Annotated in this window: 21 protein-coding genes; 12 read left to right on the forward strand and 9 right to left on the reverse strand. The window is 71.3% G+C overall.

From position 1 onward, the window contains the following. The first annotated feature begins 130 nt into the window (after window positions 1-130). The 3 genes from F8R89_RS26150 to F8R89_RS26160 are packed head-to-tail and all read left to right on the forward strand — an operon-like array spanning window position 131 to window position 2,050. Window positions 131-982, forward strand: coding sequence for an AraC family transcriptional regulator (locus F8R89_RS26150; RefSeq protein ID WP_151786226.1), 852 nt, complete (start codon window positions 131-133; stop codon window positions 980-982). Between the two features lie 10 nt (window positions 983-992). After that, window positions 993-1,745: an AzlC family ABC transporter permease gene (locus tag F8R89_RS26155; protein WP_151786227.1), complete on the forward strand. Its 753-nt coding sequence runs from the start codon at window positions 993-995 to the stop codon at window positions 1,743-1,745. Next, on the forward strand, window positions 1,742-2,050 hold the full coding sequence (locus F8R89_RS26160) for an AzlD domain-containing protein (protein WP_151786228.1): 309 nt from the start codon (window positions 1,742-1,744) through the stop codon (window positions 2,048-2,050). Before F8R89_RS26155 ends, F8R89_RS26160 begins: the two co-directional genes overlap by 4 nt. Window positions 2,051-2,074: 24 nt before the next feature. Here the strand turns inward: F8R89_RS26160 and F8R89_RS26165 are convergent, their stop codons facing one another. Then, window positions 2,075-3,010, reverse strand: a complete 936-nt coding sequence (locus F8R89_RS26165) for a hypothetical protein (RefSeq protein ID WP_151786229.1) — start codon at window positions 3,008-3,010, stop codon at window positions 2,075-2,077. Between the two features lie 207 nt (window positions 3,011-3,217). Here F8R89_RS26165 and F8R89_RS26170 point away from each other — a divergent pair, with 207 nt between their 5' ends. From F8R89_RS26170 to recX, 8 genes are all read left to right on the forward strand, one after another. After that, a complete protein-coding gene (locus F8R89_RS26170; RefSeq protein WP_151786230.1) occupies window positions 3,218-4,240 on the forward strand; it encodes a LacI family DNA-binding transcriptional regulator in 1,023 nt (340 codons plus the stop codon). 279 nt (window positions 4,241-4,519) lie between these two features. Continuing rightward, complete coding sequence (locus F8R89_RS26175; protein ID WP_151786231.1) at window positions 4,520-5,653, forward strand: GH12 family glycosyl hydrolase domain-containing protein; 1,134 nt, start codon at window positions 4,520-4,522, stop codon at window positions 5,651-5,653. Between the two features lie 389 nt (window positions 5,654-6,042). Then, window positions 6,043-8,256, forward strand: a complete 2,214-nt coding sequence (locus F8R89_RS26180) for a glycoside hydrolase family 6 protein (protein ID WP_151786232.1) — start codon at window positions 6,043-6,045, stop codon at window positions 8,254-8,256. Window positions 8,257-8,362: 106 nt separating this feature from the next. Then, window positions 8,363-9,448: a lytic polysaccharide monooxygenase gene (locus F8R89_RS26185; protein WP_151786233.1), complete on the forward strand. Its 1,086-nt coding sequence runs from the start codon at window positions 8,363-8,365 to the stop codon at window positions 9,446-9,448. 169 nt (window positions 9,449-9,617) lie between these two features. Next, entirely contained in the window at window positions 9,618-9,812 is a 195-nt protein-coding gene (locus F8R89_RS26190) for a DUF3046 domain-containing protein (RefSeq protein ID WP_151786234.1), read from the forward strand. 60 nt (window positions 9,813-9,872) lie between these two features. After that, on the forward strand, window positions 9,873-11,219 hold the full coding sequence (locus F8R89_RS26195; protein ID WP_151786235.1) for an AI-2E family transporter: 1,347 nt from the start codon (window positions 9,873-9,875) through the stop codon (window positions 11,217-11,219). A gap of 217 nt (window positions 11,220-11,436) precedes the next feature. Further along, window positions 11,437-12,558: a recombinase RecA gene (gene recA, locus F8R89_RS26200; protein WP_151786236.1), complete on the forward strand. Its 1,122-nt coding sequence runs from the start codon at window positions 11,437-11,439 to the stop codon at window positions 12,556-12,558. Between the two features lie 3 nt (window positions 12,559-12,561). Then, on the forward strand, window positions 12,562-13,374 hold the full coding sequence (gene recX, locus F8R89_RS26205) for a recombination regulator RecX (protein WP_151786237.1): 813 nt from the start codon (window positions 12,562-12,564) through the stop codon (window positions 13,372-13,374). A 197-nt stretch (window positions 13,375-13,571) separates the two neighbouring features. Here the strand turns inward: recX and F8R89_RS26210 are convergent, their stop codons facing one another. The 8 genes from F8R89_RS26210 to F8R89_RS26240 form a co-directional block, all read right to left on the reverse strand. Then, a complete protein-coding gene (locus F8R89_RS26210) occupies window positions 13,572-14,009 on the reverse strand; it encodes a rhodanese-like domain-containing protein (RefSeq protein ID WP_151786238.1) in 438 nt (145 codons plus the stop codon). Between the two features lie 28 nt (window positions 14,010-14,037). Next, window positions 14,038-14,601, reverse strand: a complete 564-nt coding sequence (locus tag F8R89_RS26215) for a cysteine dioxygenase (protein WP_151786239.1) — start codon at window positions 14,599-14,601, stop codon at window positions 14,038-14,040. 84 nt (window positions 14,602-14,685) lie between these two features. Continuing rightward, window positions 14,686-14,733: a hypothetical protein gene (locus tag F8R89_RS37360; protein WP_309506048.1), complete on the reverse strand. Its 48-nt coding sequence runs from the start codon at window positions 14,731-14,733 to the stop codon at window positions 14,686-14,688. A gap of 162 nt (window positions 14,734-14,895) precedes the next feature. Then, entirely contained in the window at window positions 14,896-16,560 is a 1,665-nt protein-coding gene (locus tag F8R89_RS26220; protein WP_151786240.1) for an FAD-dependent monooxygenase, read from the reverse strand. 239 nt (window positions 16,561-16,799) lie between these two features. Beyond that, on the reverse strand, window positions 16,800-17,705 hold the full coding sequence (locus F8R89_RS26225) for an amino acid ABC transporter permease (protein ID WP_151786241.1): 906 nt from the start codon (window positions 17,703-17,705) through the stop codon (window positions 16,800-16,802). Further along, window positions 17,702-18,367: an amino acid ABC transporter permease gene (locus tag F8R89_RS26230; protein ID WP_151788290.1), complete on the reverse strand. Its 666-nt coding sequence runs from the start codon at window positions 18,365-18,367 to the stop codon at window positions 17,702-17,704. The genes F8R89_RS26225 and F8R89_RS26230 overlap by 4 nt, the downstream gene beginning before the upstream one ends. A gap of 66 nt (window positions 18,368-18,433) precedes the next feature. Continuing rightward, on the reverse strand, window positions 18,434-19,276 hold the full coding sequence (locus F8R89_RS26235) for a glutamate ABC transporter substrate-binding protein (RefSeq protein WP_151786242.1): 843 nt from the start codon (window positions 19,274-19,276) through the stop codon (window positions 18,434-18,436). 88 nt (window positions 19,277-19,364) lie between these two features. Then, window positions 19,365-20,141 (reverse strand): amino acid ABC transporter ATP-binding protein, encoded by a 777-nt coding sequence (locus F8R89_RS26240; RefSeq protein WP_055622141.1) that lies wholly within the window; start codon window positions 20,139-20,141, stop codon window positions 19,365-19,367. A gap of 308 nt (window positions 20,142-20,449) precedes the next feature. Here F8R89_RS26240 and F8R89_RS26245 point away from each other — a divergent pair, with 308 nt between their 5' ends. Beyond that, complete coding sequence (locus F8R89_RS26245; protein ID WP_151786243.1) at window positions 20,450-21,136, forward strand: response regulator transcription factor; 687 nt, start codon at window positions 20,450-20,452, stop codon at window positions 21,134-21,136. The last annotated feature ends 6 nt before the right edge of the window (window positions 21,137-21,142 follow it).

Raw genomic sequence — 21,142 nt, forward strand, 5'->3', positions numbered from 1 at the left:
GGACTGACAATACGGCTGACCTGCGTCGATGCCGTCGAGCCGGTGCCGCGGGCGGCTCCCTCGCACCGTTCGGCGAACGGGTGGGACGGGCGCGGACGAGGGAGGGGCGAGGGTCGCGGACAATGGGGGCATGGCAGGGCACGGTGAGAAGGCACGGCATTGGCGGTACGCCGAGCTGCCCGACGTCGACCTGCTGCGCGCCCACTACATCCGCAAGGCGTTCGTACGGCACACCCACGAGCACTTCGTGATCGCCGCGATCGCCGACGGCGTGGAGGTCTTCCACCACCGGGGCGCCGACCAGTACGCCGGAGCCGGGGCGCTCGCGCTGGTCAACCCGGACACGCCCCACACCGGGCGGGCCGGAGTCCCCGAGGGCTGGCGGTACGGGGCGGTCTACCCCTCCCCGCAGGTCGTCGCGGAGATCGCCGCCGAGACGACGTCGATCAAGGGGACGCCCGGGTTCGTACGGCCGGTGCTGGACGACCCGTACGCCGTGTCCCTGGTCCACCAGGTCCTGCGGGCCGCCGACGAGGGCAACGCGCTGGCCGCCGACACCCTGCTGCGGGTCGCCGTGACCCGGCTGCTGCGGCTGAACGGCGGCGCGCTGCCGCAGCGCGAGGTGCGGTCGGCCGGTGCCCGCGTCGCGGCACGCGCGCGTGAGGTGCTCGAACGCCGCATGGCCGGGCCGCCCAGCCTGGAGAAGCTCGCCGCCGACCTGGGCACCAGCCCCTTCGCCTTGCTGCGGGCGTTCCGGGACACCTACGGGATGCCGCCGCACACCTGGCTGACCGACGCGCGCGTGCGGCGCGCCCGCCGGATGCTGGACGCGGGCGTCTCACCCGCCGAGGCCGCGCTCGCCGTGGGCTTCACCGACCAGCCCCACCTCAACCGGCACTTCAGCCGTATCGTCGGCGTGCCGCCCGGCGCCTACCAGCGCGAGCGCAAGAACGTACAAGACGCCTGGCGGGAGCCGTCCTAGCGTGGCGGACGTGTCAGAACGGAAAGCCCTCGCAGCACCCAGCACAGATCTTGAGACGGACCCCGACGACGGCCGGGGCAAGCCCGACGCCGCCGTGGTGCGCGACGCCCTCGGTGTGGGCGTCGCCGTCGGCCTGTCCGGCTTCGCCTTCGGGGTGACGTCCGCCGGCAGCGGACTCACCCTCGCGCAGACCTGCGCGCTCAGCCTGCTGGTCTTCACGGGGGCCTCCCAGTTCGCCCTCGTCGGGGCGCTCGCTGCGGGCGGCAGCCCGCTGACCGCGGCCGCCGGCGCCTTCTTCCTCGGGGTGCGCAACGCCTTCTACGGGCTGCGCCTGTCGCAGGTACTGCGCCTCACGCGCGCGATACGGCCGTTCGCCGCCCAGTGGGTGATCGACGAGACGACCGCCGTCACCCTGGCGCAGCCGACCCGGCGCGGCGCCCGGATCGGGTTCCTGGTGACCGGGCTGAGCCTGTACGTGCTGTGGAACCTGACGACCCTGCTGGGCGCCCTGGGCGCCGAGGCCATCGGGGACACCGACGCCTGGGGCCTCGACGCGGCGGGACCCGCGGTCTTCCTCGCCCTGCTCGCGCCGATGCTGAAGTCCACGACCGAGCGCGCGGTGGCCGGTCTGGCCGTGGTGCTGGGCCTCGGGCTGCTGCCCGTCCTGCCCGCCGGGGTGCCGGTCCTCGTGGCGGCGCTGGCGGCACCGGTCGTGCTGTGGGCGCGGGGCCGCCGGGGCGACGTGCCGGAGGAGGGACGATGAACGTCTGGATCGCGATCGCCGTCACCGCGCTCGGCTGCTACGCCGTCAAGCTGATCGGGCTCCTCGTGCCCGCGGGCGCCCTCGAGCGGCCTCTGGTGCGACGGCTCGCCGCCCTGCTGCCGGTCGCCCTCCTGGCCGCGCTCACCGCCCAGCAGACGTTCGCCGACGGGCGGGAACTCGTCCTGGACGCGCGCGTGGGCGGGCTCGCCGCGGCCGCCGTCATGCTGATCCTGCGGGCCCCCTTCCTGCTCGTCGTCGCGGCGGCCGTCCTGGTGACGGCGGGGGTGCGGGCCCTCGGGGGCTGACGATGGCCGCGGGCGCCGGTCCGGTCAGCCGATGTGGCGGCCGTATGCCCTGAGGGTGAGCAGGGCTTCGATCGTGGCCGTGGGGCGGGTTTCCAGGGCGGTACAGGGCGCCCATGCGGGGTGGCGGGTCGGCCAGCCGCCGTCCTCCTGCTGCTCGGCGGTGAGCCTGTCGAGGGAGCGGTTCATCTCCTCGTCCGTGAACCACGCGCGTGCGAGGGAGTCCGGACGGGGCGCGTACACGTGCGGGAAGCGGGACGTGTCCTCCGCGAGCGGGGAGCCGTCGGTGCCGCCCGGCCCCCCGTTCACCAGGCGCTGCCTGCGCACCAGCCGGCCCAGCCGGTCGGCGGCCGCCTCCGCGCGCGGGCGGTCGGGGACCCGGTCCAGGAAGGCCACCGCCGCCTCCACCTCGTACGGATCCGGCTTCTCCAGGGACTCGACGACCTGCCAGCAGGAGTCCGTGGCCCGGAACAGCCACGCGTGCCAGACCTCGTTGCGGTGCAGCAGCCCGACCACCGGCCCCGTGGCCAGCAGCGAGCTGGGCGCCGGTTCCACGACCGGCAGGGACGGCGCCGCCGGATAGCCGCGCAGGCTGGGATGGACGGCCGGCAGGGCGCCGTCCGGGGCCGAGACCGAGGTGAGGTACCGGCAGACGCGGTCCACCCGCTGTCCGCCGCACCGGCCGATCGCGTCCAGCACCTGGAGCGCGCGGCGGGCGTGCAGCGGCTGGCTGACCGGGCCCCGCAGATCCGGGTCCAGAGCGTGGCCGTAGCCGCCGTCGTCGTTGCGGTAGGCGTCCAGCGCGGTCTCCACCGGGTCGGCGGAGCCGTGCAGGAAGTGGTACGCGAAGAGGCGTTGTTCCAGCACGCGCGCGGTCAGCCAGACGAACTGCTCGGCGTGGAACAGCGGCGAGCGCGCCGGGGGAGGCGCCTTGCTGAGCGGGGAGGCTCCTGGTTCGGGCATGCGACAGACCGTAGGGCGGAAAGCGGTCTCGGCAAGGGGTCCCGGCCCAGGCCCACTCTCAGGGGCGGGATTCCCGACGCACGCGGTTGACGGTCGCGACGGGATGCCCGCCCGTGGACCGCGGCCCCTCGCCCGGACCCGGGGTCCGCCCGGCTCTCGATCACGCGCGCGGGCGGGCCGTAGGATCGGGTGCCCTGGGGGGTGGTTATGGGCAGGCAGCGCCCTGGTTCGCCGACACTGGAAGAGGTCGCGGCCCTGGCCGGTGTCGGACGGGGGACCGTCTCGCGGGTCATCAACAACGCGGCGGGCGTGAAGGATTCGACGCGCCGGACCGTCGAGCGGGCCATCGCCGAACTGGGCTATGTCCCCAACCTGGCGGCCCGCTCCCTGGCCGGGCGGCGGGCGGACGCCGTGACGCTGGCCATGACCGAGCGGGACTGGCGGCTGTTCGGGGAACCCTTCTTCGCGGAGATCGTCCAGTCGGTCGGCGACGCCCTCGCCGACGCCTCCGTCCAGTTGCTGCTCACCCTGGTCCGCACCCACGCCGAGCGGCGGCGCCTCGTGGAGTACGCGCGCGGGGGACGCGTGGACGGGGTCCTGCTGATGTCCGTACGCAGCGAGGACCGGTTGCCGGACATGCTCGCCGAGGCCGGGCTGCCCACGGTGCTGCTCGGGCGCCGTTCGGGCGACGAGAACGTCACCTACGTGGACGCGGACAACGTGGGCGGCGCCCGTGACGCGGTGACGTACCTGGTGCGGGGCGGTCGCACCCGGATCGCCGCGATCACCGGCCCGCTCGACATGTACGTCACCCAGTGCCGGCTGCGCGGCTACCGGGAAGCCCTGGCGGACGCGGGTCTGGAGCCGCTGCCCTCGCTGGTCGTGGAGGGCGACTTCGCCGAGAGCAGCGGGCGCCGGGCGACGGCCGAACTGCTGGAGCGGCACCCGGACCTCGACGCCGTGTTCGCCGCCTCGGACACCATGGCCGCCGGAGCGCTGGGCGTGCTGCGGGCCGCCGGGCGCCGGGTGCCCGAGGACGTCGCGGTGATCGGCTACGACGACTTCCCGCTCGCCCAGCACACCGACCCGCCGCTGACGACGGTCCGCCAGCCGATGGAGGAGATCGGGCGGACCATGGTGCGGCTGTTGCTGGAGGAGATGGAGCGGCCCGAGGTGGCGTGGCGGCACGTCATTCTCCGCACCCGGTTGGTGGTGCGCGGCTCCGCCTGAGGCCGGTCGACGTCCGCAACATTTCGGGAGCGCTCCCAAAATATGGACAGCCTCTGACGCACCCTCAGGCTGACGTGCGGCTTCGAAAAATCCACCGACCAGTCCTTGCGCACAGGGTTGTCAGGGACATGGGAGGCCCCTACAGTCCGGACTCGACCTGGTGAGTGGGAGCGCTCCCATCACGTGGACGATGGGAGCGCTCCCGAATCACCGGTCGGGAACCACCGGAACCTTCCCCGAGGCGCGACCTGTCCGGAACTCCCTCCGAGAGGCACCCGCATGCGACCGTCACCCCACAACTCTCGCACCGCGCGCGGCCTGCTGGCCGCCCTGCTCACCGCTCTCGCCGCCGTCGCGGCGCTCCTCGTGACGACACAGCCGGCCCAGGCCGACACCGAGGTCTGCGAGGAGTTCGGATCGACCGTCATCCAGGGACGCTACGTCGTCCAGAACAACCGCTGGGGCACCAGCGCCACCCAGTGCGTCACCGACACCGACACCGGTTTCCGGGTGACCCAGGCGGACGGCTCGGTCCCGACCAACGGCGCCCCGAAGTCGTACCCGTCGGTGTTCAACGGCTGCCACTACACGAACTGTTCGCCGGGGACCGCCCTCCCGGCGCAGGTCAGCGGCATCTCCAGCGCGCCGAGCAGCATCTCGTACGGCTTCGTGTCGAACGCCGTCTACAACGCCTCGTACGACATCTGGCTGGACCCGACGCCCCGCACCGACGGCGTCAACCGGACCGAGATCATGATCTGGTTCAACCGCGTCGGGTCGATCCAGCCGATCGGCTCGCCGGTCGGAACCGCCTCCGTGGGCGGGCGCTCCTGGGAGGTGTGGACCGGGAGCAACGGCTCCAACGACGTGATCTCCTTCGTCGCCCCCTCGGCGATCAGCTCCTGGAGCTTCGACGTCATGGACTTCGTCGACCAGGCCGTCGCCCGGGGCATGGCGCAGAGCAACTGGTACCTGACCAGTGTGCAGGCCGGGTTCGAGCCCTGGCAGAACGGCGCCGGTCTGGCCGTGAACTCCTTCTCCTCCAGCGTCAACCTCGGCGGCGGCGGTGACCCGGGTGGCCCCGGCGAGCCCGCCACGGCCTGCCAGGTGACCTACGCGACCAACGTCTGGCAGGGCGGCTTCACCGCGGACGTCACCGTGAAGAACACCGGTTCCGCCGTCGTGGACAACTGGCAGCTCGGCTTCACCCTGCCCTCCGGGCAGCGCGTCACCGGCTCCTGGAACGCCGACCTGTCCGGCTCCACGGGCGCGGTGACGGCGAGCCCCGCGGCGCACAACGCGCGGATCGCCGCCGGCGGCACCCAGACCTTCGGCTTCCAGGGCACCTACAGCGGCACGTTCACCAAGCCCACCGCATTCCGCCTGAACGGCACCGCCTGCACCACCGCGTGACCGACGCCGGTGCCCGGCACCGGCCGTCCCCGGGGCCTGTCCCGCCCTCCCGCACCGACGGGACAGGCTCCCTCCACCGCCCCTCCGGCCCGCACCCGGAAAGGCCCGCCCTTCATGAGCCCGAGCCCGTTACGCGGCCCCCCGGCCGTCGCGGCGCCACGCGCCGCGGCCCGCGCGCCGACCGGTGAGGCCCCGACGGCCGCCGCCCTTCGCGCGCTCCGGGCAGCGCGCCCCCGCTGCCCGCGGCCCACGACGGCGTCCCGCCGGGCGCCACCGCCTCGTCCGGCAGCACCGCGAGCGGGACCGGGGGCACCCCCGCTCCGCAGTGCACCGGGTCCTGACGCACGACCGGCACACCCGCACCCGCACCCACCACCGAGGAGGGCACGATGACCGAACCGACCAGAGCCGACCGCACCTGGTTACCGCGCACGCGCCGACGAGGGCCGGCAGCCCTGGCCACCGCCCTGGCCACCCTGATGCTCGGGGTGGCGGGCCAGTTGGCGGGGCAGCCCGCGGCAGCGGCGGAAGCCCACGTCGACAACCCGTTCGCGGGAGCGACCTTCTACGTCAACCCCGACTACGCCGAGCTCGTGGACACGTCCATCGCGCAGACCTCCGACGCCACGCTCAAGGCGAAGATGGAGAAGGTCAAGAGCTATCCGACCGCCGTCTGGATGGACCGGATCGCGGCCGTCCACGGCGGTGAGGACAACGCGGGACGCAAGAGCCTGGCCGACCACCTCGACCTGGCGCTCGCCCAGAAGAAGCCCGGACAGCCGATCACCGCCACCTTCGTGGTGTACGACCTGCCGGGACGGGACTGCGCCGCCCTCGCCTCCAGCGGCGAACTCCCGCTCACCCAGGCGGGTCTGGACCGCTACAAGAGCGAGTACATCGACGTCATCGCGAACGTCATGAAGGACCCCAAGTACCAGGACATCCGCATCACCACGGTCATCGAGCCCGACAGCCTCCCCAACCTGGTGACCAACACCTCCGACCCCGAGTGCGCCCAGGCCAAGAGCAGCGGCCTGTACGTCAAGGGCGTCCAGTACGCCCTGGACAAGCTGCACGCGATCCCGAACGTGTACACGTACCTGGACTACGCGCACTCCGGCTGGCTCGGCTGGGACAACAACCTCACCCAGACGGTGCAGCAGTACACCGAGGTGGCCCGGGGCACCTCGGCCGGGCTGAGCAGCGTCGACGGGCTGATCACGAACGTCGCCAACTACACGCCGCTCGAGGAGCCGTTCCTGACCGACCCCGACAAGTCGGTCGGCGGCAACCCGGTCAAGTCCGGCAAGTTCTACGAGTGGAACCCGAACTTCGACGAGGTGGACTTCACCAGGAACGTGCACCGGGCGCTGGTCTCGGCGGGCTGGCCCGCCTCCACCGGCCTGGTGATCGACACGTCCCGCAACGGCTGGGGCGGCGCCGCGCGGCCCACCGCGGTGAGCACCAGCACCAACCTCGACACCTACGTCAGCGAGTCCAAGGCCGACCGCCGCGCCCACCGCGGACTGTGGTGCAACACCAGCGGAGCCGGACTCGGAGAGCCGCCGCAGGCCGCGCCCTCGGGACACTCCGACTCGCACCTCGACGCCTTCCTGTGGGTCAAGCCGCCGGGGGAGTCCGACGGGGCCAGCAAGGACATCCCCAACGAGGAGGGCAAGCACGCGGACCCGATGTGCGACCCCGACTACACCGCCTCCAACGCCGGCAACAACAAGACCGGTGCGCTGCCCGACGCACCACTGGCCGGCCACTGGTTCCACAACCAGTTCCTGATGCTGGTGCGCAACGCCTACCCCGCCGTGCCGACGGGCGGCACCGACCCGGGCGACCCGGGTGACACCACCGCACCCACCACCCCGACCGGCCTGCGCGCCACCGCCAAGACCGCGAGCAGCGTCTCCCTGGCCTGGACCGCGGCCACCGACGACGTGGGCGTGACCGGGTACGACGTGTACCGCAACGGCACCCGGGTCGGCACGGCCACCGGCACCACGTACACGGACACCGGTCTGAGCGCCGCCACGGCCTACAGCTACACCGTGCGGGCCCGTGACGCGGCCGGGAACGTCTCCGCCGCCTCCGCAGCGCTGAGCGTCACCACCGAGTCGGGCGGCGGCAACCCCGACCCGTCCGGCGGGCTGAAGGTCGCGTACAAGAACAACGACTCCTCGGCCACCGACAACGCCATCCGCCCCGGCCTGCGGATCACCAACACCGGCAGCACCGCGCTCGACCTCACCCAGGTCACCGCCCGCTACTACTTCACCCGGGACGGTTCGGCCACGGTCAACGCCTGGTGCGACTACGCCGCGGTCGGCTGCTCCACCCTCAAGCTGAGGGTCGTCCCGCTGAGCTCCCCGGTCGCGGGCGCGGACGCCTACCTGGAGGTCGGCTTCACGTCCGGCTCCCTCGCCGCGGGCCGCGACACCGGTGACCTCCAGCTCCGGATGGCCAAGTCCGACTGGTCTCCGTTCGACGAGACCGACGACCACAGCCGCGGCACCGCCACGACCTACACCGACGCCCCGGCCATCCCCGGCTACCTCGGCAGCGCCCTGGCCTGGGGCGCACCGCCCGCCTGATCCGCGTACCTCCCCCACGACTCCCCTGCCCGCCCGGAGCGAGCGACCGCGTCCCCGGGCGGGCGGGGGCCCCACAGCGGACAGCCACGGAACGACAGGAGGCACCATGGTTCGAAGCAGAAACCGGCTCCTCTCCTGGGCGGCGGTGCTCGCCACCCTGCTGAGCGGACTCGGCCTGGCCCTGCTCGGGCAGGGCAGCGCGCAGGCGCACGGGGTGGCGATGATGCCCGGATCGCGGACCTATCTCTGCTATCTGGACGCCAAGACCGGCAGCGGCGCCCTGGACCCGACGAACGCGGCGTGCAAGGCGGCGCTGGCGGAGAGCGGATCGACGGCGCTCTACAACTGGTTCGCCGTGCTCGACTCCAACGCGGGTGGGCGCGGCGCGGGCTATGTGCCCGACGGCAAGCTGTGCAGCGCCGGTGACCGCTCCCCGTACAACTTCACCGGCTACAACGCCGCCCGCTCCGACTGGCCCCGCACGCATCTGACCTCCGGGAAGAGCATGCAGGTCCGGTACAGCAACTGGGCGGCGCACCCGGGCGACTTCCGGGTCTATCTGTCCAAGCCCGGCTACTCGCCCAGCACCGCGCTGGGCTGGGACGACCTGGAGCTGATCCAGACCGTCACCAACCCCGCCCAGTCGGGCTCGCCGGGCAGCGAGTCCGGTCACTACTACTGGAACCTGAACCTGCCCTCGGGCCGCTCGGGTGACGCGGTGCTGTTCATCCAGTGGGTGCGCTCGGACAGCCAGGAGAACTTCTTCTCCTGCTCCGACATCGTCTTCGACGGCGGCAACGGTGAGGTGACGGGCATCCGCGGCTCCGGCGAGACGCCCACGCCGACCCCGACGCCCACCCCGACCGACCCGACCGACCCGCACACCGGCTGCATGGCCGTCTACTCCGTGACGAACTCCTGGAGCGGTGGCTTCCAGGGCTCCGTCGAGGTCATGAACCACAACACGGCCGCGCTCAACGGCTGGGCCGTGCAATGGCGGCCGGGCACCGGAACCCGGCTGAGCAGTGTGTGGAACGGCACCCTGAGCACCGGAACCGACGGCACGGTCACGGTCAGGAACGTCGACCACAACCGGAGCATCCCGCCGGACGGCAGCGTCACCTTCGGCTTCACCGCCACCTCCACCGGCAACGATCTGCCCGCCGGCTCGATCGGCTGCGTCAGCCCGTAACGGGTTCTCTTCCGGCGCCGGCTCCCGTCATCGGGGGCCGGCGCACCCGTTCACCGAGGGCTTCACCGGCGGCGGAGTGGCGATGAGAGCCAGGGTCTGCCGTGGGTACGCGCGGGGGCCGGGGAGCATGGGAAACTTGCCGTTCATGGCGGGTATGGAGTGAGAACGCATGCGGTTGACGGTCTTCTGGCAGCGGATGGCGGAGCACTTCGGTGCGGGGTACGCCGAGATGTTCGCGCGTGACCATGTGATGACGGAACTCGGCGGGCGCACCGTGAACGAGGCGCTGGGGGCCGGCTGGGACGCCAAGGACGTGTGGCGCGTGGTCTGCGAGGTCATGGACGTCCCGGCGGAGAAGCGCTGACCTGTCACAGAGATCGCTGACCCGGGTCCGATTGTCACCGCGGTGGGCGAGACTTGCTCCGTGGCACGCACTGACGAGACCGGGCAGCTCACCCGGCAGGACCCCCCGTTCGGCACGACCCCGCCCACCCCGCCCCCCGGCGAGGCCGGTGGCGGGGCGGACGCGCGCATGCCGCGCTGGCTGCCGCGCGCCCTGGTGCTGACGCTGACCCTCGTCGGTGTGTTCCAGCTCGGCAGCTGGGCCTTCCACCAGCTCACCGGGCTGCTGATCAACATCCTCATCGCGTTCTTCCTGGCGCTCGCCATCGAGCCCGCGGTGAGCTGGATGGCGTCGCGCGGCATGCGCAGGGGACTGGCCACCGGCATCGTCTTCCTCGCCGTGATGATCGCCTCCGCCGGGTTCGTGACCCTGCTGGGGTCGATGCTCGCCGGGCAGATCATCAAGATCGTCGAGGACTTCCCGGAGTACCTCGACTCCGTCATCAACTGGATCAACACGCACTTCAACACCGATCTGCGGCGGGTGGACGTCCAGGAGGGGCTGCTGCGCTCCGACTGGCTGCGCAACTACGTGCAGAACAGCGCGAGCGGCGTCCTGGACGTCTCCGCGCAGGTGCTCGGCGGCCTGTTCCAGCTGCTGACGATCACGCTGTTCTCGTTCTACTTCGCCGCGGACGGCCCGCGCCTGCGCCGGGCCCTGTGCTCCGTGCTGCCGCCGGCCCGGCAGGCCGAGGTGCTGCGCGCCTGGGAGATCGCCGTCAACAAGACCGGCGGCTATCTGTACTCGCGCGGCCTGATGGCGCTGATCTCGGGCATAGCCCACTACGTCCTGCTGGCCGGACTGGACGTGCCGTACGCGCCCGTGCTCGCCGTGTGGGTGGGCCTCGTCTCGCAGTTCATCCCCACCATCGGCACCTATCTCGCGGGCGCCCTGCCCATGCTGATCGCGTTCACCGTCGATCCCTGGTACGCGCTCTGGGTGCTGATCTTCGTCGTGGTCTACCAGCAGTTCGAGAACTACGTCCTGCAGCCCAAGCTGACCTCCAAGACCGTCGACATCCACCCCGCCGTCGCCTTCGGCTCGGTGATCGCGGGCACCGCCCTGCTCGGTGCGGTGGGCGCCCTGATTGCCATTCCGGCGGTCGCCACGCTGCAGGCGTTCCTGGGTGCCTATGTGAAGCGGTACGACGTCACGGACGACCCGCGTGTCCACGGGCACCGGGACCGGGGCGCCGGGCGCGGGCTCCTCGGGCGGATGCGCGAGGCGTGGAGCCGGCAGACCGGGGGCTCGGCGGCACAGTCCGGGCCGGAGTCGGGGGAGGAGCCGGGGTCGGGCTCGGACTCGGGGGACTCGGGGGACTCCGGGGACGGGGAGAACCCCGGAGGACCGGGGCCGGGGGCTTCCTGAGGGGCGCCCGGGGAGGGCGTGGCGCGCTTGACACGAAAATCGAACATCCATTCTTATGGAGGCTCCGGCAGGCCACTCGGTGGGCGTTTCACCACGGTTCGGTGGGAGATGTCCCCGAGTTATCCACAGGCTGGACGGGCGTCGGGGCGCGTTGTCAGTGGCAGGCGTTAGCGTCTTTGACGTGAAGCGATCGACTCAAGCAAATCGGGTGGAACCCATGGCAGGAACCGACCGCGAGAAGGCCCTGGATGCCGCTCTCGCACAGATTGAACGGCAATTCGGCAAGGGCGCGGTCATGCGCATGGGTGACCGGACGAACGAGCCCATCGAGGTCATCCCGACCGGGTCGACCGCGCTCGACGTCGCCCTCGGCGTCGGCGGCCTGCCGCGCGGCCGTGTGGTGGAGATCTACGGACCGGAGTCCTCCGGTAAGACGACCCTGACCCTGCACGCCGTCGCCAACGCGCAGAAGGCCGGCGGCCAGGTCGCCTTCGTGGACGCGGAGCACGCGCTCGACCCCGAGTACGCGAAGAAGCTCGGCGTCGACATCGACAACCTGATCCTGTCCCAGCCGGACAACGGTGAGCAGGCGCTCGAGATCGTGGACATGCTGGTCCGCTCCGGCGCCCTCGACCTCATCGTCATCGACTCCGTCGCCGCGCTCGTCCCGCGCGCGGAGATCGAGGGCGAGATGGGCGACAGCCACGTCGGTCTCCAGGCCCGTCTGATGAGCCAGGCCCTGCGGAAGATCACCAGCGCGCTCAACCAGTCCAAGACCACGGCGATCTTCATCAACCAGCTCCGCGAGAAGATCGGCGTGATGTTCGGCTCCCCGGAGACCACGACCGGTGGCCGGGCGCTGAAGTTCTACGCCTCGGTGCGCATCGACATCCGCCGCATCGAGACCCTGAAGGACGGCACGGAGGCGGTCGGCAACCGCACCCGCTGCAAGGTCGTCAAGAACAAGGTCGCGCCGCCCTTCAAGCAGGCCGAGTTCGACATCCTCTACGGCCAGGGCATCTCCCGCGAGGGCGGCCTGATCGACATGGGCGTGGAGCACGGCTTCGTCCGCAAGGCCGGCGCCTGGTACACGTACGAGGGCGACCAGCTCGGCCAGGGCAAGGAGAACGCCCGCAACTTCCTGAAGGACAACCCCGACCTCGCCAACGAGATCGAGAAGAAGATCAAGGAGAAGCTGGGCGTCGGTGTGCGTCCGGCGGAGCCCGCGGCCGAGCCCGGCGCGGACGCCGCTGCCGCCACCTCGGACGACGCCGCGAAGTCGGTGCCCGCACCGGCGGCCAAGGCAGCCAAGACCAAGGCCGCGGCTGCCAAGAGCTGATCCGTGACACGGCGAACGGACTGGGCCGAGTACACCGACCACCCGGAGGCCCCGCACGGGGACCCGGCCCTTGACGCGGACGGGGGGTTCGACGGCGGGGGGTTCGACGGCGGGGCCCAGGAAGAGGGCGGCCCGGCGTACGACGGTGCCGCCGCCTCCCGCGGAGGCGCCCGCCGCGGGCGTAACCGCGGCGGGGCATGGGGTGCGGACGGCCCGGAAGGCCCGCGCGGGCGACGCCGGCGCGGACGTACGGAGCCGCCCGGCGAGGACGGTGGCGCCACTTCCTCGTCGAGGGCCGAGGAGGGGACGCCTCCGGGTGACCCGGTCGAGCGGGCACGGGCGATCTGCCTGCGCCTGCTCACCGGGACCCCGCGCACGCGCAAGCAGCTCGCCGACGCCCTGCGCAAGCGGGAGATCCCGGACGACGCCGCCGAGGAGGTGCTGTCGCGGTTCGAGGAGGTCGGGCTGATCAACGACAGCGCGTTCGCGGACGCCTGGGTGGAGTCCCGGCACCATGGCCGGGGGCTGGCACGACGGGCACTCGCCAGGGAGCTGCGCACCAAGGGCGTGGACTCCGCGCTGATCGACGAGGCCGTCTCCCAGCTCGACTCCGAGCAGGAGGAGGCGACTGCCCGCGAACTCGTCGCGCGCAAGCTGCGTTCCACCCGCGGACTCGACCGCGACAAGCGCCTGCGCCGCCTCGCGGGCATGCTCGCCCGCAAGGGCTACCCCGAGGGCATGGCCCTGCGGGTGGTCCGGCAGGCCTTGGAGGAGGAGGGCGAGGACACGGAGTTTCTGGGGGATGAGGGGGGCTGACGTCCGGGGGGCTGAGGGGCTGATGTCCGGTGGGGTGCTGAGCACGCCGCACATGCCGCACACGCCACACATGCCACACACGGTGGACGCGCGGGGGCGCCCATCGCGTACGGGCTCGTGTTCGGCTTCGGGGACGCGTACGGGCTCGCGTTCAGCGTCGGGATCGGCGGGGGAGTCGGCCGGGGCCGGCCGGGGGCTCAGGAGGTGCCCTGGTCCGCCGCCTCGCCCGGTGTCACCGGCAGCCCCGCCGCGCGCCATGCCTGGAAGCCGCCGACCAGGTCGGTGGCCCGGTGCAGTCCCAGGCGGTGCAGCGACTCGGCCGCCAGGCTCGACGCGTACCCCTCGTTACAGAGCACCACGATCCGCAGGTCGTGGCTCGTGGCCTCGGGAAGGCGGTGGCTGCCCTGGGGGTCGAGCCGCCACTCCAGCTCGTTGCGCTCGACGACCAGCGCGCCCGGGATCAGCCCGTCCCGCTCACGCAGGGCCGCGTACCGGATGTCGACCAGTACGGCCGCACCGTCCTCGGCGGCCGTGTAGGCGTCCCGCGGCTCGATCCGCTCGTAGCCGGCGCGCACCCGCTCCAGCAACGCGTCGATCCCGACGGGCCGTTCGCCCCTGCTCCGCGTACCGCTCATCGTCGTTCCCCTCCGCTCGGCGCTCGCTCTACTGCCAGTCCTCGGGCTGCTCGACCTGTTCCAGGCGCAGCACCGGTCCGCCGCGGCTGAACCGGCGGATGAGCGGGAGAGGCGGGTAGTAGGCGTGCACGGAGATCGCGTGCCGCTCGGTCGACTCGTTGAGGACCTCGTGCACATGGTGACGGCCGAAGGCGCGGCCCTTGCCTGCGGGCAGCCGGCGTGAGCGGTCCACGTCGTCGGCCAGTTCCAGGGTCTTCCAGCCGCCGGCCGGGAGCCGGACGGCCAGGGAGTGCTCGGTGAGTTCACCGGAGGCCGTGACGAACGCCCCGACCGACTCGGCGTGGTCGTGCCAGCCGGTTCCGGTGCCGGGAGGCCAGCCGATCAGCCAGGCCTCGCTGCCGCCGGGACCTTCGAGCCGTACCCAGGTACGGCCCTCGGGGTCGAGCGGGAGCGAGGCGATCAACTCGGCGTCGGCGGCGGCGCGCCGGACGAAGTCGAGCAGGTCGGCCTGCGTCGGCGCGGAGGCCGGGGAGGTGACGTCGGCCGTGGAGTCCTGCGGCGAGGAGGCAACGGCGGCAGGGGAGACAGACAAGGGGCACCGTCCTGAAGGAAGTTCGCGAAGAGCGCGCGGCAGCGCGAACGAAGGTCGCGGCGCGCGGAAGGAGAAGAGGCGAAGTCAGCAGGACGGACGACACACGCAGCCCGCATAGCGGACGAGGTCCATATGGACCCTCCGCCACAGGCGCACACAGGTGTCGGTCACGCTCGGGAGTACACCACGCCGGTCGGGGCCGGTCAACTCACCGTCACTATGCGGACCCCACAGTGACGGTGAGTGTCGCTCCCGTGTACGAAGCAGCCATGGCGGCGGGCGACGCGGCGAGGCTCAGCGGGAAGCGGCTCCGGCCCGCTCCGCACCCGTCTGTGCCTGCGCCTCTGTCTGTGACCGGGCCTGGGATGCGGCCGGTCCGCCGAGGGCTGCCTCGGCCGCCGCGTAGAGATCCGCGGGCCGCACCCCGCCGAGGGCGGTCACGAGGTGCCCGTCGGGGCGCACCAGCAGGACCGAGTGCGCGGCCGCGCCCGGGTAGCTCTCCGCGACCAGCAGTTCGGCCCGGTACGGCAACGCCGTCACCGCCGCCGCCAGGCGGGGCATGATGCCGGCGGTCGCCCAGTGCTTGCGGTCCCACACACCGGTGCCCGGCGCGATGAGGACGACGAGCAGCGCACCGCGCCCGAGCCGGTCCCGGAGCCGGGCGAAGGAGCCGTCCTCGGCGGTGACCCGGACGTCCGCGACGGGTGCGCCCCGCGGGGTGTCGACGGGGACCTCGCCCTCGAGCGGGCCCGGGGCGAGCGGGGAGTCGGCGTACGTCCCCGGCGCTCCGACAGGGCCCTGACCCAGATGCCCGTCCATCAGCAGGGCCTCGTGTCCCCGCGCCGAACCGGGCACGAGCGTCCGCAACCCGCCGCCCGCGCGCAGCAGCGGAAGCGCCTGGTCGGCGGCCCGCAGCCGGGCGGCGACGGCCGCGCGCCGCTCGGTCTGGTAGGAGTCGAGCAGCGCCTCGTGCGTACCGTGGTGCCAGGCGGGGGCCAGCTTCCAGGCGAGGTTGTCGGCGTCGCGCAGCCCCTCGTCGAGGCCGTGGGTGCCGAGGGTGCCGAGGCAGTGGGCGGCGTCGCCCGCGAGGAAGACGCGGCCGGCCCGCCAGCGGCGGGCGAGCCGGTGGTGGACCGTGTGTACCCCGGTGTCGAGCAGGTCGTACGGCGGTGTCGCGCCGTCGCACCAGCCGGCGAGGGTCTCCCGGATGTGGGTGACCAGCAGTTCGGGGGTGACGAGGTCCTTGCCCGGCGGCAGCAGCCAGTCCAGACGCCAGACGCCGTCGGGGAGCGGGCGTCCGGTGATCTCGCCTGCCGACGGGGCGGACATCCGCCACGGTGGCATGCGGTGGAGCAACGCGTGGCCCTTCCAGGGGAGTTCCACGCGGAGTGCGGCCACGGCGTGCCGTTCGACGGCGGTGCGGCCGGGGAAGCGGATGTCCTGGAGCTTGCGGACGGTCGAGCGGGGGCCGTCGCAGCCGACCACGTAACTGCCGCGCCACCAGGTGCCCTGGGGGCCGCGGGTGTGCACGGTGACGCCGGAGGGCTCCTGCTCCATCGCGTCCAGGCGGCTGTCCACGGCGAGCTTGACGAGCGGTTCGTTCGCGAGGGCGGTGCGCAGGGCGCCGGTGAGGACGTGCTGGGCGATGTGCAGCGGGGCCGGGTCCGGGTGGCCCTCGGACCGTGCGGCGGCGTCCTCGAACGAGACCTCGCGCGTCACCTGCTTGCGCCGCATCGACCGCCATCCGGCCCAGCGGGTGCCGAGCGCGCCGAGGGGGGCGCCGGTGAGGCGTTCCACGAGGGCGGTGGTGTCCTCCCGCAGGACGACGGTGCGGGCGAGACGGGGTTCGTCCTTGCCGGTGCCCTCGTCGAGGACGACGCAGGGCACCTCCTGACGGGCCAGTGCCAGGGCGAGGGTGAGCCCGACGGGCCCCGCGCCGACGATGATCACCGGGTCCACGGCGCGGCGCCCCCTGCCCGCAACGGTGTCCCGAGGGACGCGAGTGAACAAGAAGATGGAGCAGGGTGCACGATCACAGAACGTATGCAACCCATTGCCAGTGTTTGCGTCAAGTGACGGAAGGCTGTGGCGATCATGTCATCGCGTACGGGGTGGGGCGGCTGCGCCTGAAGGGTGCCGGCGAGCAAAGAGGGCAGTGGCCATCAAGCCACTGCCCTCTCCGATACGCCGTCAGCCGTTTAGTGCTCGGCCCCGGTCCCGAAGGTCCCACCCGTGCCGGCCGGGTTCAGCTCCTCCATGTCGTCCGCGCTGAGCACGGCGCCCGTGCTCTTCTTGCTGCGCCGGAGCCTGCGCTCCAGCCAGCTCGCGAACGTCGTCAGGGCGAAGTTGATGGCGATGAAGATCAGGGCCACCACGGTGAAGCTCGCGATGGTGTTCGCGCCGTAGTAGGAGCTCATCGGGCTCACGGCCGCGATCAGATCCGGGAAGGTGAGGACGGCGCCGCCGAGCGCGGTGTCCTTCACGATCACGACGAGCTGGCTGACGATCGCCGGCAGCATCGCGGTGACGGCCTGCGGGAGCAGGATGGACGTCATCGTCTGGGTCTTGCGCAGACCGATGGCGTGCGCGGCCTCCGTCTGGCCCTTGGGGAGGGCCAGGATGCCGGCCCGGACGATCTCGGCCAGCACCGAGGCGTTGTAGAGCACCAGGCCGGTGATCACCGCGTAGAGCGGGCGGTCGTCGGAGTTGACGTTGGTGTACTCGGAGTACAGGGCCAGCCCGAAGATCATGAGGATCAGGACGGGGAGGGCCCTGAAAAACTCGACGATCACTCCGGCGGGGACGCGGATCCAGGCGTGGTCCGAGAGGCGGGCGATCCCGAGGACGGCGCCGAGCGGGAGCGCGATGATCATGGACAGGGCGGCCGCGATCACCGTGTTCTTCAGGCCGGGCAGGATGTACGTGGTCCATGCCTCGGTGTGGAAGAAGGGCTTCCACTTCTCCCAGTCGAGCTGTTCCTTCTCGGCGAGGTTCGTGTAGACCCACCACACGATCGCGGCGAGGGCGACTATGAACAGCACCGTGAAGAGGACGTTGCGCCGCTTGGCGCGGGGCCCCTGGGCGTCGTACAGGACGGAGCTCATCGCTTCACCGCCACCTTCTTGCCCACCCAGCCGAGGATCAGGCCGGTCGGCAGGGTCAGGCACAGGAAGCCGAAGGCGAAGACCGCGGAGATCGCCAGGAGTTGTGCCTCGTTCTCGATCATCTTCTTCATCAGCAGCGCGGCCTCGGCCACACCGATCGCGGCGGCGACCGTCGTGTTCTTGGTCAGCGCGATCAGGACGTTGGCCAGCGGACCGACGACCGAGCGGAACGCCTGCGGCAGCACGATGAGCGTCAGGACCTGCACGAAGTTCAGACCGATGGCGCGGGCCGCCTCCGCCTGGCCGACGGGGACGGTGTTGATCCCGGAGCGGATCGCCTCACAGACGAACGCCGAGGTGTAGGCGATCAGACCGAGCACCGCGAGCCGGAAGTTGATGCTCTCGAAATTGTGCGCGCCCAGGTCGATCTGCAGGGTCTGGTTGAGTCCCAGTGAGGTGAACAGGATGATCACCGTCAGCGGGATGTTCCGTACCACGTTCACGTACGCGGTGCCGAAGCCCCGCATCAGAGGGACTGGGCCGACACGCATGGCGGCCAGAACAGTTCCCCAAACCAGGGAGCCGGCGGCGGAGAGCAGGGTGAGCTGCACCGTCACCCAGAAGGCCCCCAGCAGGTCATAACCTTCAAGAAAGTCGAACACGATCTCCCGCGCTTCCGCGTGTGGACTGGGACCGATGCGCCGCCCTCGCGGGCGGCGCACACGTCATCAGCTCTTGATGTCGCCGATCGCCGGCGCAGGCTCGTTCTGGTAGTTCGCGGGGCCGAAGTTCTTCTTCACGGCCGCGTCCCAGGACTTGTCGGAGACCATGTCCTCAAGGGCCTTGTTGATCTTGGCCTTGAGGTCGCTGCCCTTCTTCACGCCGATGCCGTAGTTCTCGTTGGTCATCTTGAAGCCACCGAGCTTGAACTTGCCCTTGAACTGGTCCTGCGAGGCGTAGCCGGCGAGGATCGAGTCGTCCGTGGTCAGGGCGTCGATGGCCTTGTTCTGCAGACCGGTCAGGCACGCGGAGTACGTCGGGTACTGCTGCAGGTCGGCCTTGGGGGCCAGCTTGTCCTTGACGTTCTGGGCGGACGTCGAACCCGTCACGGAGCACAGCTTCTTGCTGTTGAGGTCCGCGGGGGCCTTGATCGAGGAGTCGTCGGCACGGACCAGCACGTCCTGGTGGGCCAGCAGGTACGGGCCGGCGAAGTCGACCTTCTCCTGACGCTCCGGGGTGATGGAGTAGGAGGCGGCGATGAAGTCGACGTCACCGCGCTGGAGCATGGTCTCGCGGTCGGCGCTCTTCGCTTCCTTCCACTCGATCTGGTCCTCGCTGTAACCGAGCTTCTTCGCGACGTACGTGGCGACGTCGACGTCGAAGCCGGAGTAGCCCTGCGGCGTCTTCTGGCCGATGCCCGGCTGGTCGAACTTGATGCCGACGGTGATCTTCTTGCCGCCCCCACCGGAACCCGACCCGCCCTCACTGTCGCTGTCGCCGCCGCACGCGGTGGCGGTGAGGGTGAGGACGAGGGCCGTGGCGGCCGCGGCGGAGACCTTGCGGAGCTTCATGGTGAACATCCTTTGTGTGATGAAGAGACACGTGCCCTGAAGACGGGCCGGCGGGTGACGCAGGGCGTCGGCTGCGGGGCGCAGTCCGTCAGTGGTGCAGGATCTTGGACAGGAAGTCCTTCGCGCGGTCGCTGCGCGGGGCGCTGAAGAACTGGTCGGGCACGGCCTCCTCGACGATCTTGCCGTCGGCCATGAAGACCACCCGGTTCGCCGCCGAACGCGCGAAGCCCATCTCGTGGGTGACCACGATCATGGTCATGCCGTCGCGGGCCAGCTGCTGCATGACCTCCAGGACCTCGTTGATCATCTCCGGGTCGAGCGCCGACGTGGGCTCGTCGAAGAGCATGACCTTGGGGTCCATGGCCAGGGCCCGGGCGATGGCGACACGCTGCTGCTGCCCGCCGGAGAGCTGCGCGGGGTACTTGTCCGCCTGGGTCCCCACGCCCACGCGGTCCAGCAGCTGCCGGGCCTTCTCCTCGGCCTTCTTCTTGTCCGCCTTGCGGACCTTGATCTGCCCCAGCATCACGTTCTCGAGCACGGTCTTGTGCGCGAACAGGTTGAAGCTCTGGAAGACCATGCCGACGTCGGCGCGCAGCCGGGCCAGCTCCTTGCCCTCCTGGGGCAGCGGCTTGCCGTCGATGGTGATCGAGCCGGAGTCGATCGTCTCGAGGCGGTTGATGGTGCGGCACAGGGTGGACTTGCCGGACCCGGAGGGCCCGATGACGACGACGACCTCGCCGCGGGCGATCGTCAGATCGATGTCCTGGAGCACGTGCAACGCGCCGAAGTGCTTGTTCACATCTTTCAGGACCACAAGGTCGCCGGACGCGGCCACGTCGTCCTTGGCCACCGATACTTCGGTCATCGCTCTCAGGCTCCGTCCTCCTCGGTTTCGGAGGACAGTAGTGACCGTTCCCGACCTGCGTCATTACTTCTGAGGTGAATCTGAGCATCACGATCCGATAGCAATCGGACACGTGTCGTAGTACCGGCGAACGTGCGCGTACCGGCTGCATAACGGAAACAGCGAGCAACCGGAACCCTCTTGACGCCGTCCTCGTCCATCAGCGTGACTGCCATGTGCACGCTCGGGTCCTCCCGGACCCGAACCGGCATCCGCACCGCACCCGCACCCGTCCGAACCGTACGCCCGGTGAACCGAAGGAGGCACGGATGAGACTGCTTCTCGTCGAGGACGACAACCACGTCGCCGCCGCGCTGTCCGCGGTCCTCGCCCGGCACGGCTTCGACGTCACGCACGCCCGCAGCGGCGAGGAGGCCCTGCAGGCGCTGGTCCCGGAGGGCAACGGCTTCGGCGTCGTCCTGCTCGACCTCGGCCTGCCCGACCAGGACGGCTACGAGGTCTGCGGCAAGATCCGCAAACGCACCAGCACCCCGGTGATCATGGTGACCGCTCGTTCCGACGTCCGCTCCCGCATCCACGGGCTGAACCTCGGCGCCGACGACTACGTCGTGAAGCCGTACGACACCGGGGAACTGCTCGCCCGGATCCACGCCGTCAGCCGGCGCAGCGTGCCCGAGGACGCGGCGACGGGCGGCGAGGGCGTGCTGCGGCTGGGCTCCGTGCACATAGAGCTGCCCACCCGGCAGGTCAGCGTGGACGGTGCGGCCGTTCAGCTCACGCGCAAGGAGTTCGACCTGCTCGCCCTCCTCGCGCAGCGTCCCGGTGTGGTCTTCCGCCGGGAACAGATCATCAGCGAGGTCTGGCGCACGAGCTGGGAGGGGACCGGCCGCACCCTGGAGGTGCATGTGGCGTCCCTGCGCGCCAAGTTGCGGATGCCGGCGCTGATCGAGACCGTGCGCGGGGTCGGGTACCGGCTCGTGGCCCCGGCGGCGTAGCGGGCC

The organism is Streptomyces sp. SS1-1, assembly GCF_008973465.1.
Taxonomy (GTDB): domain Bacteria; phylum Actinomycetota; class Actinomycetes; order Streptomycetales; family Streptomycetaceae; genus Streptomyces.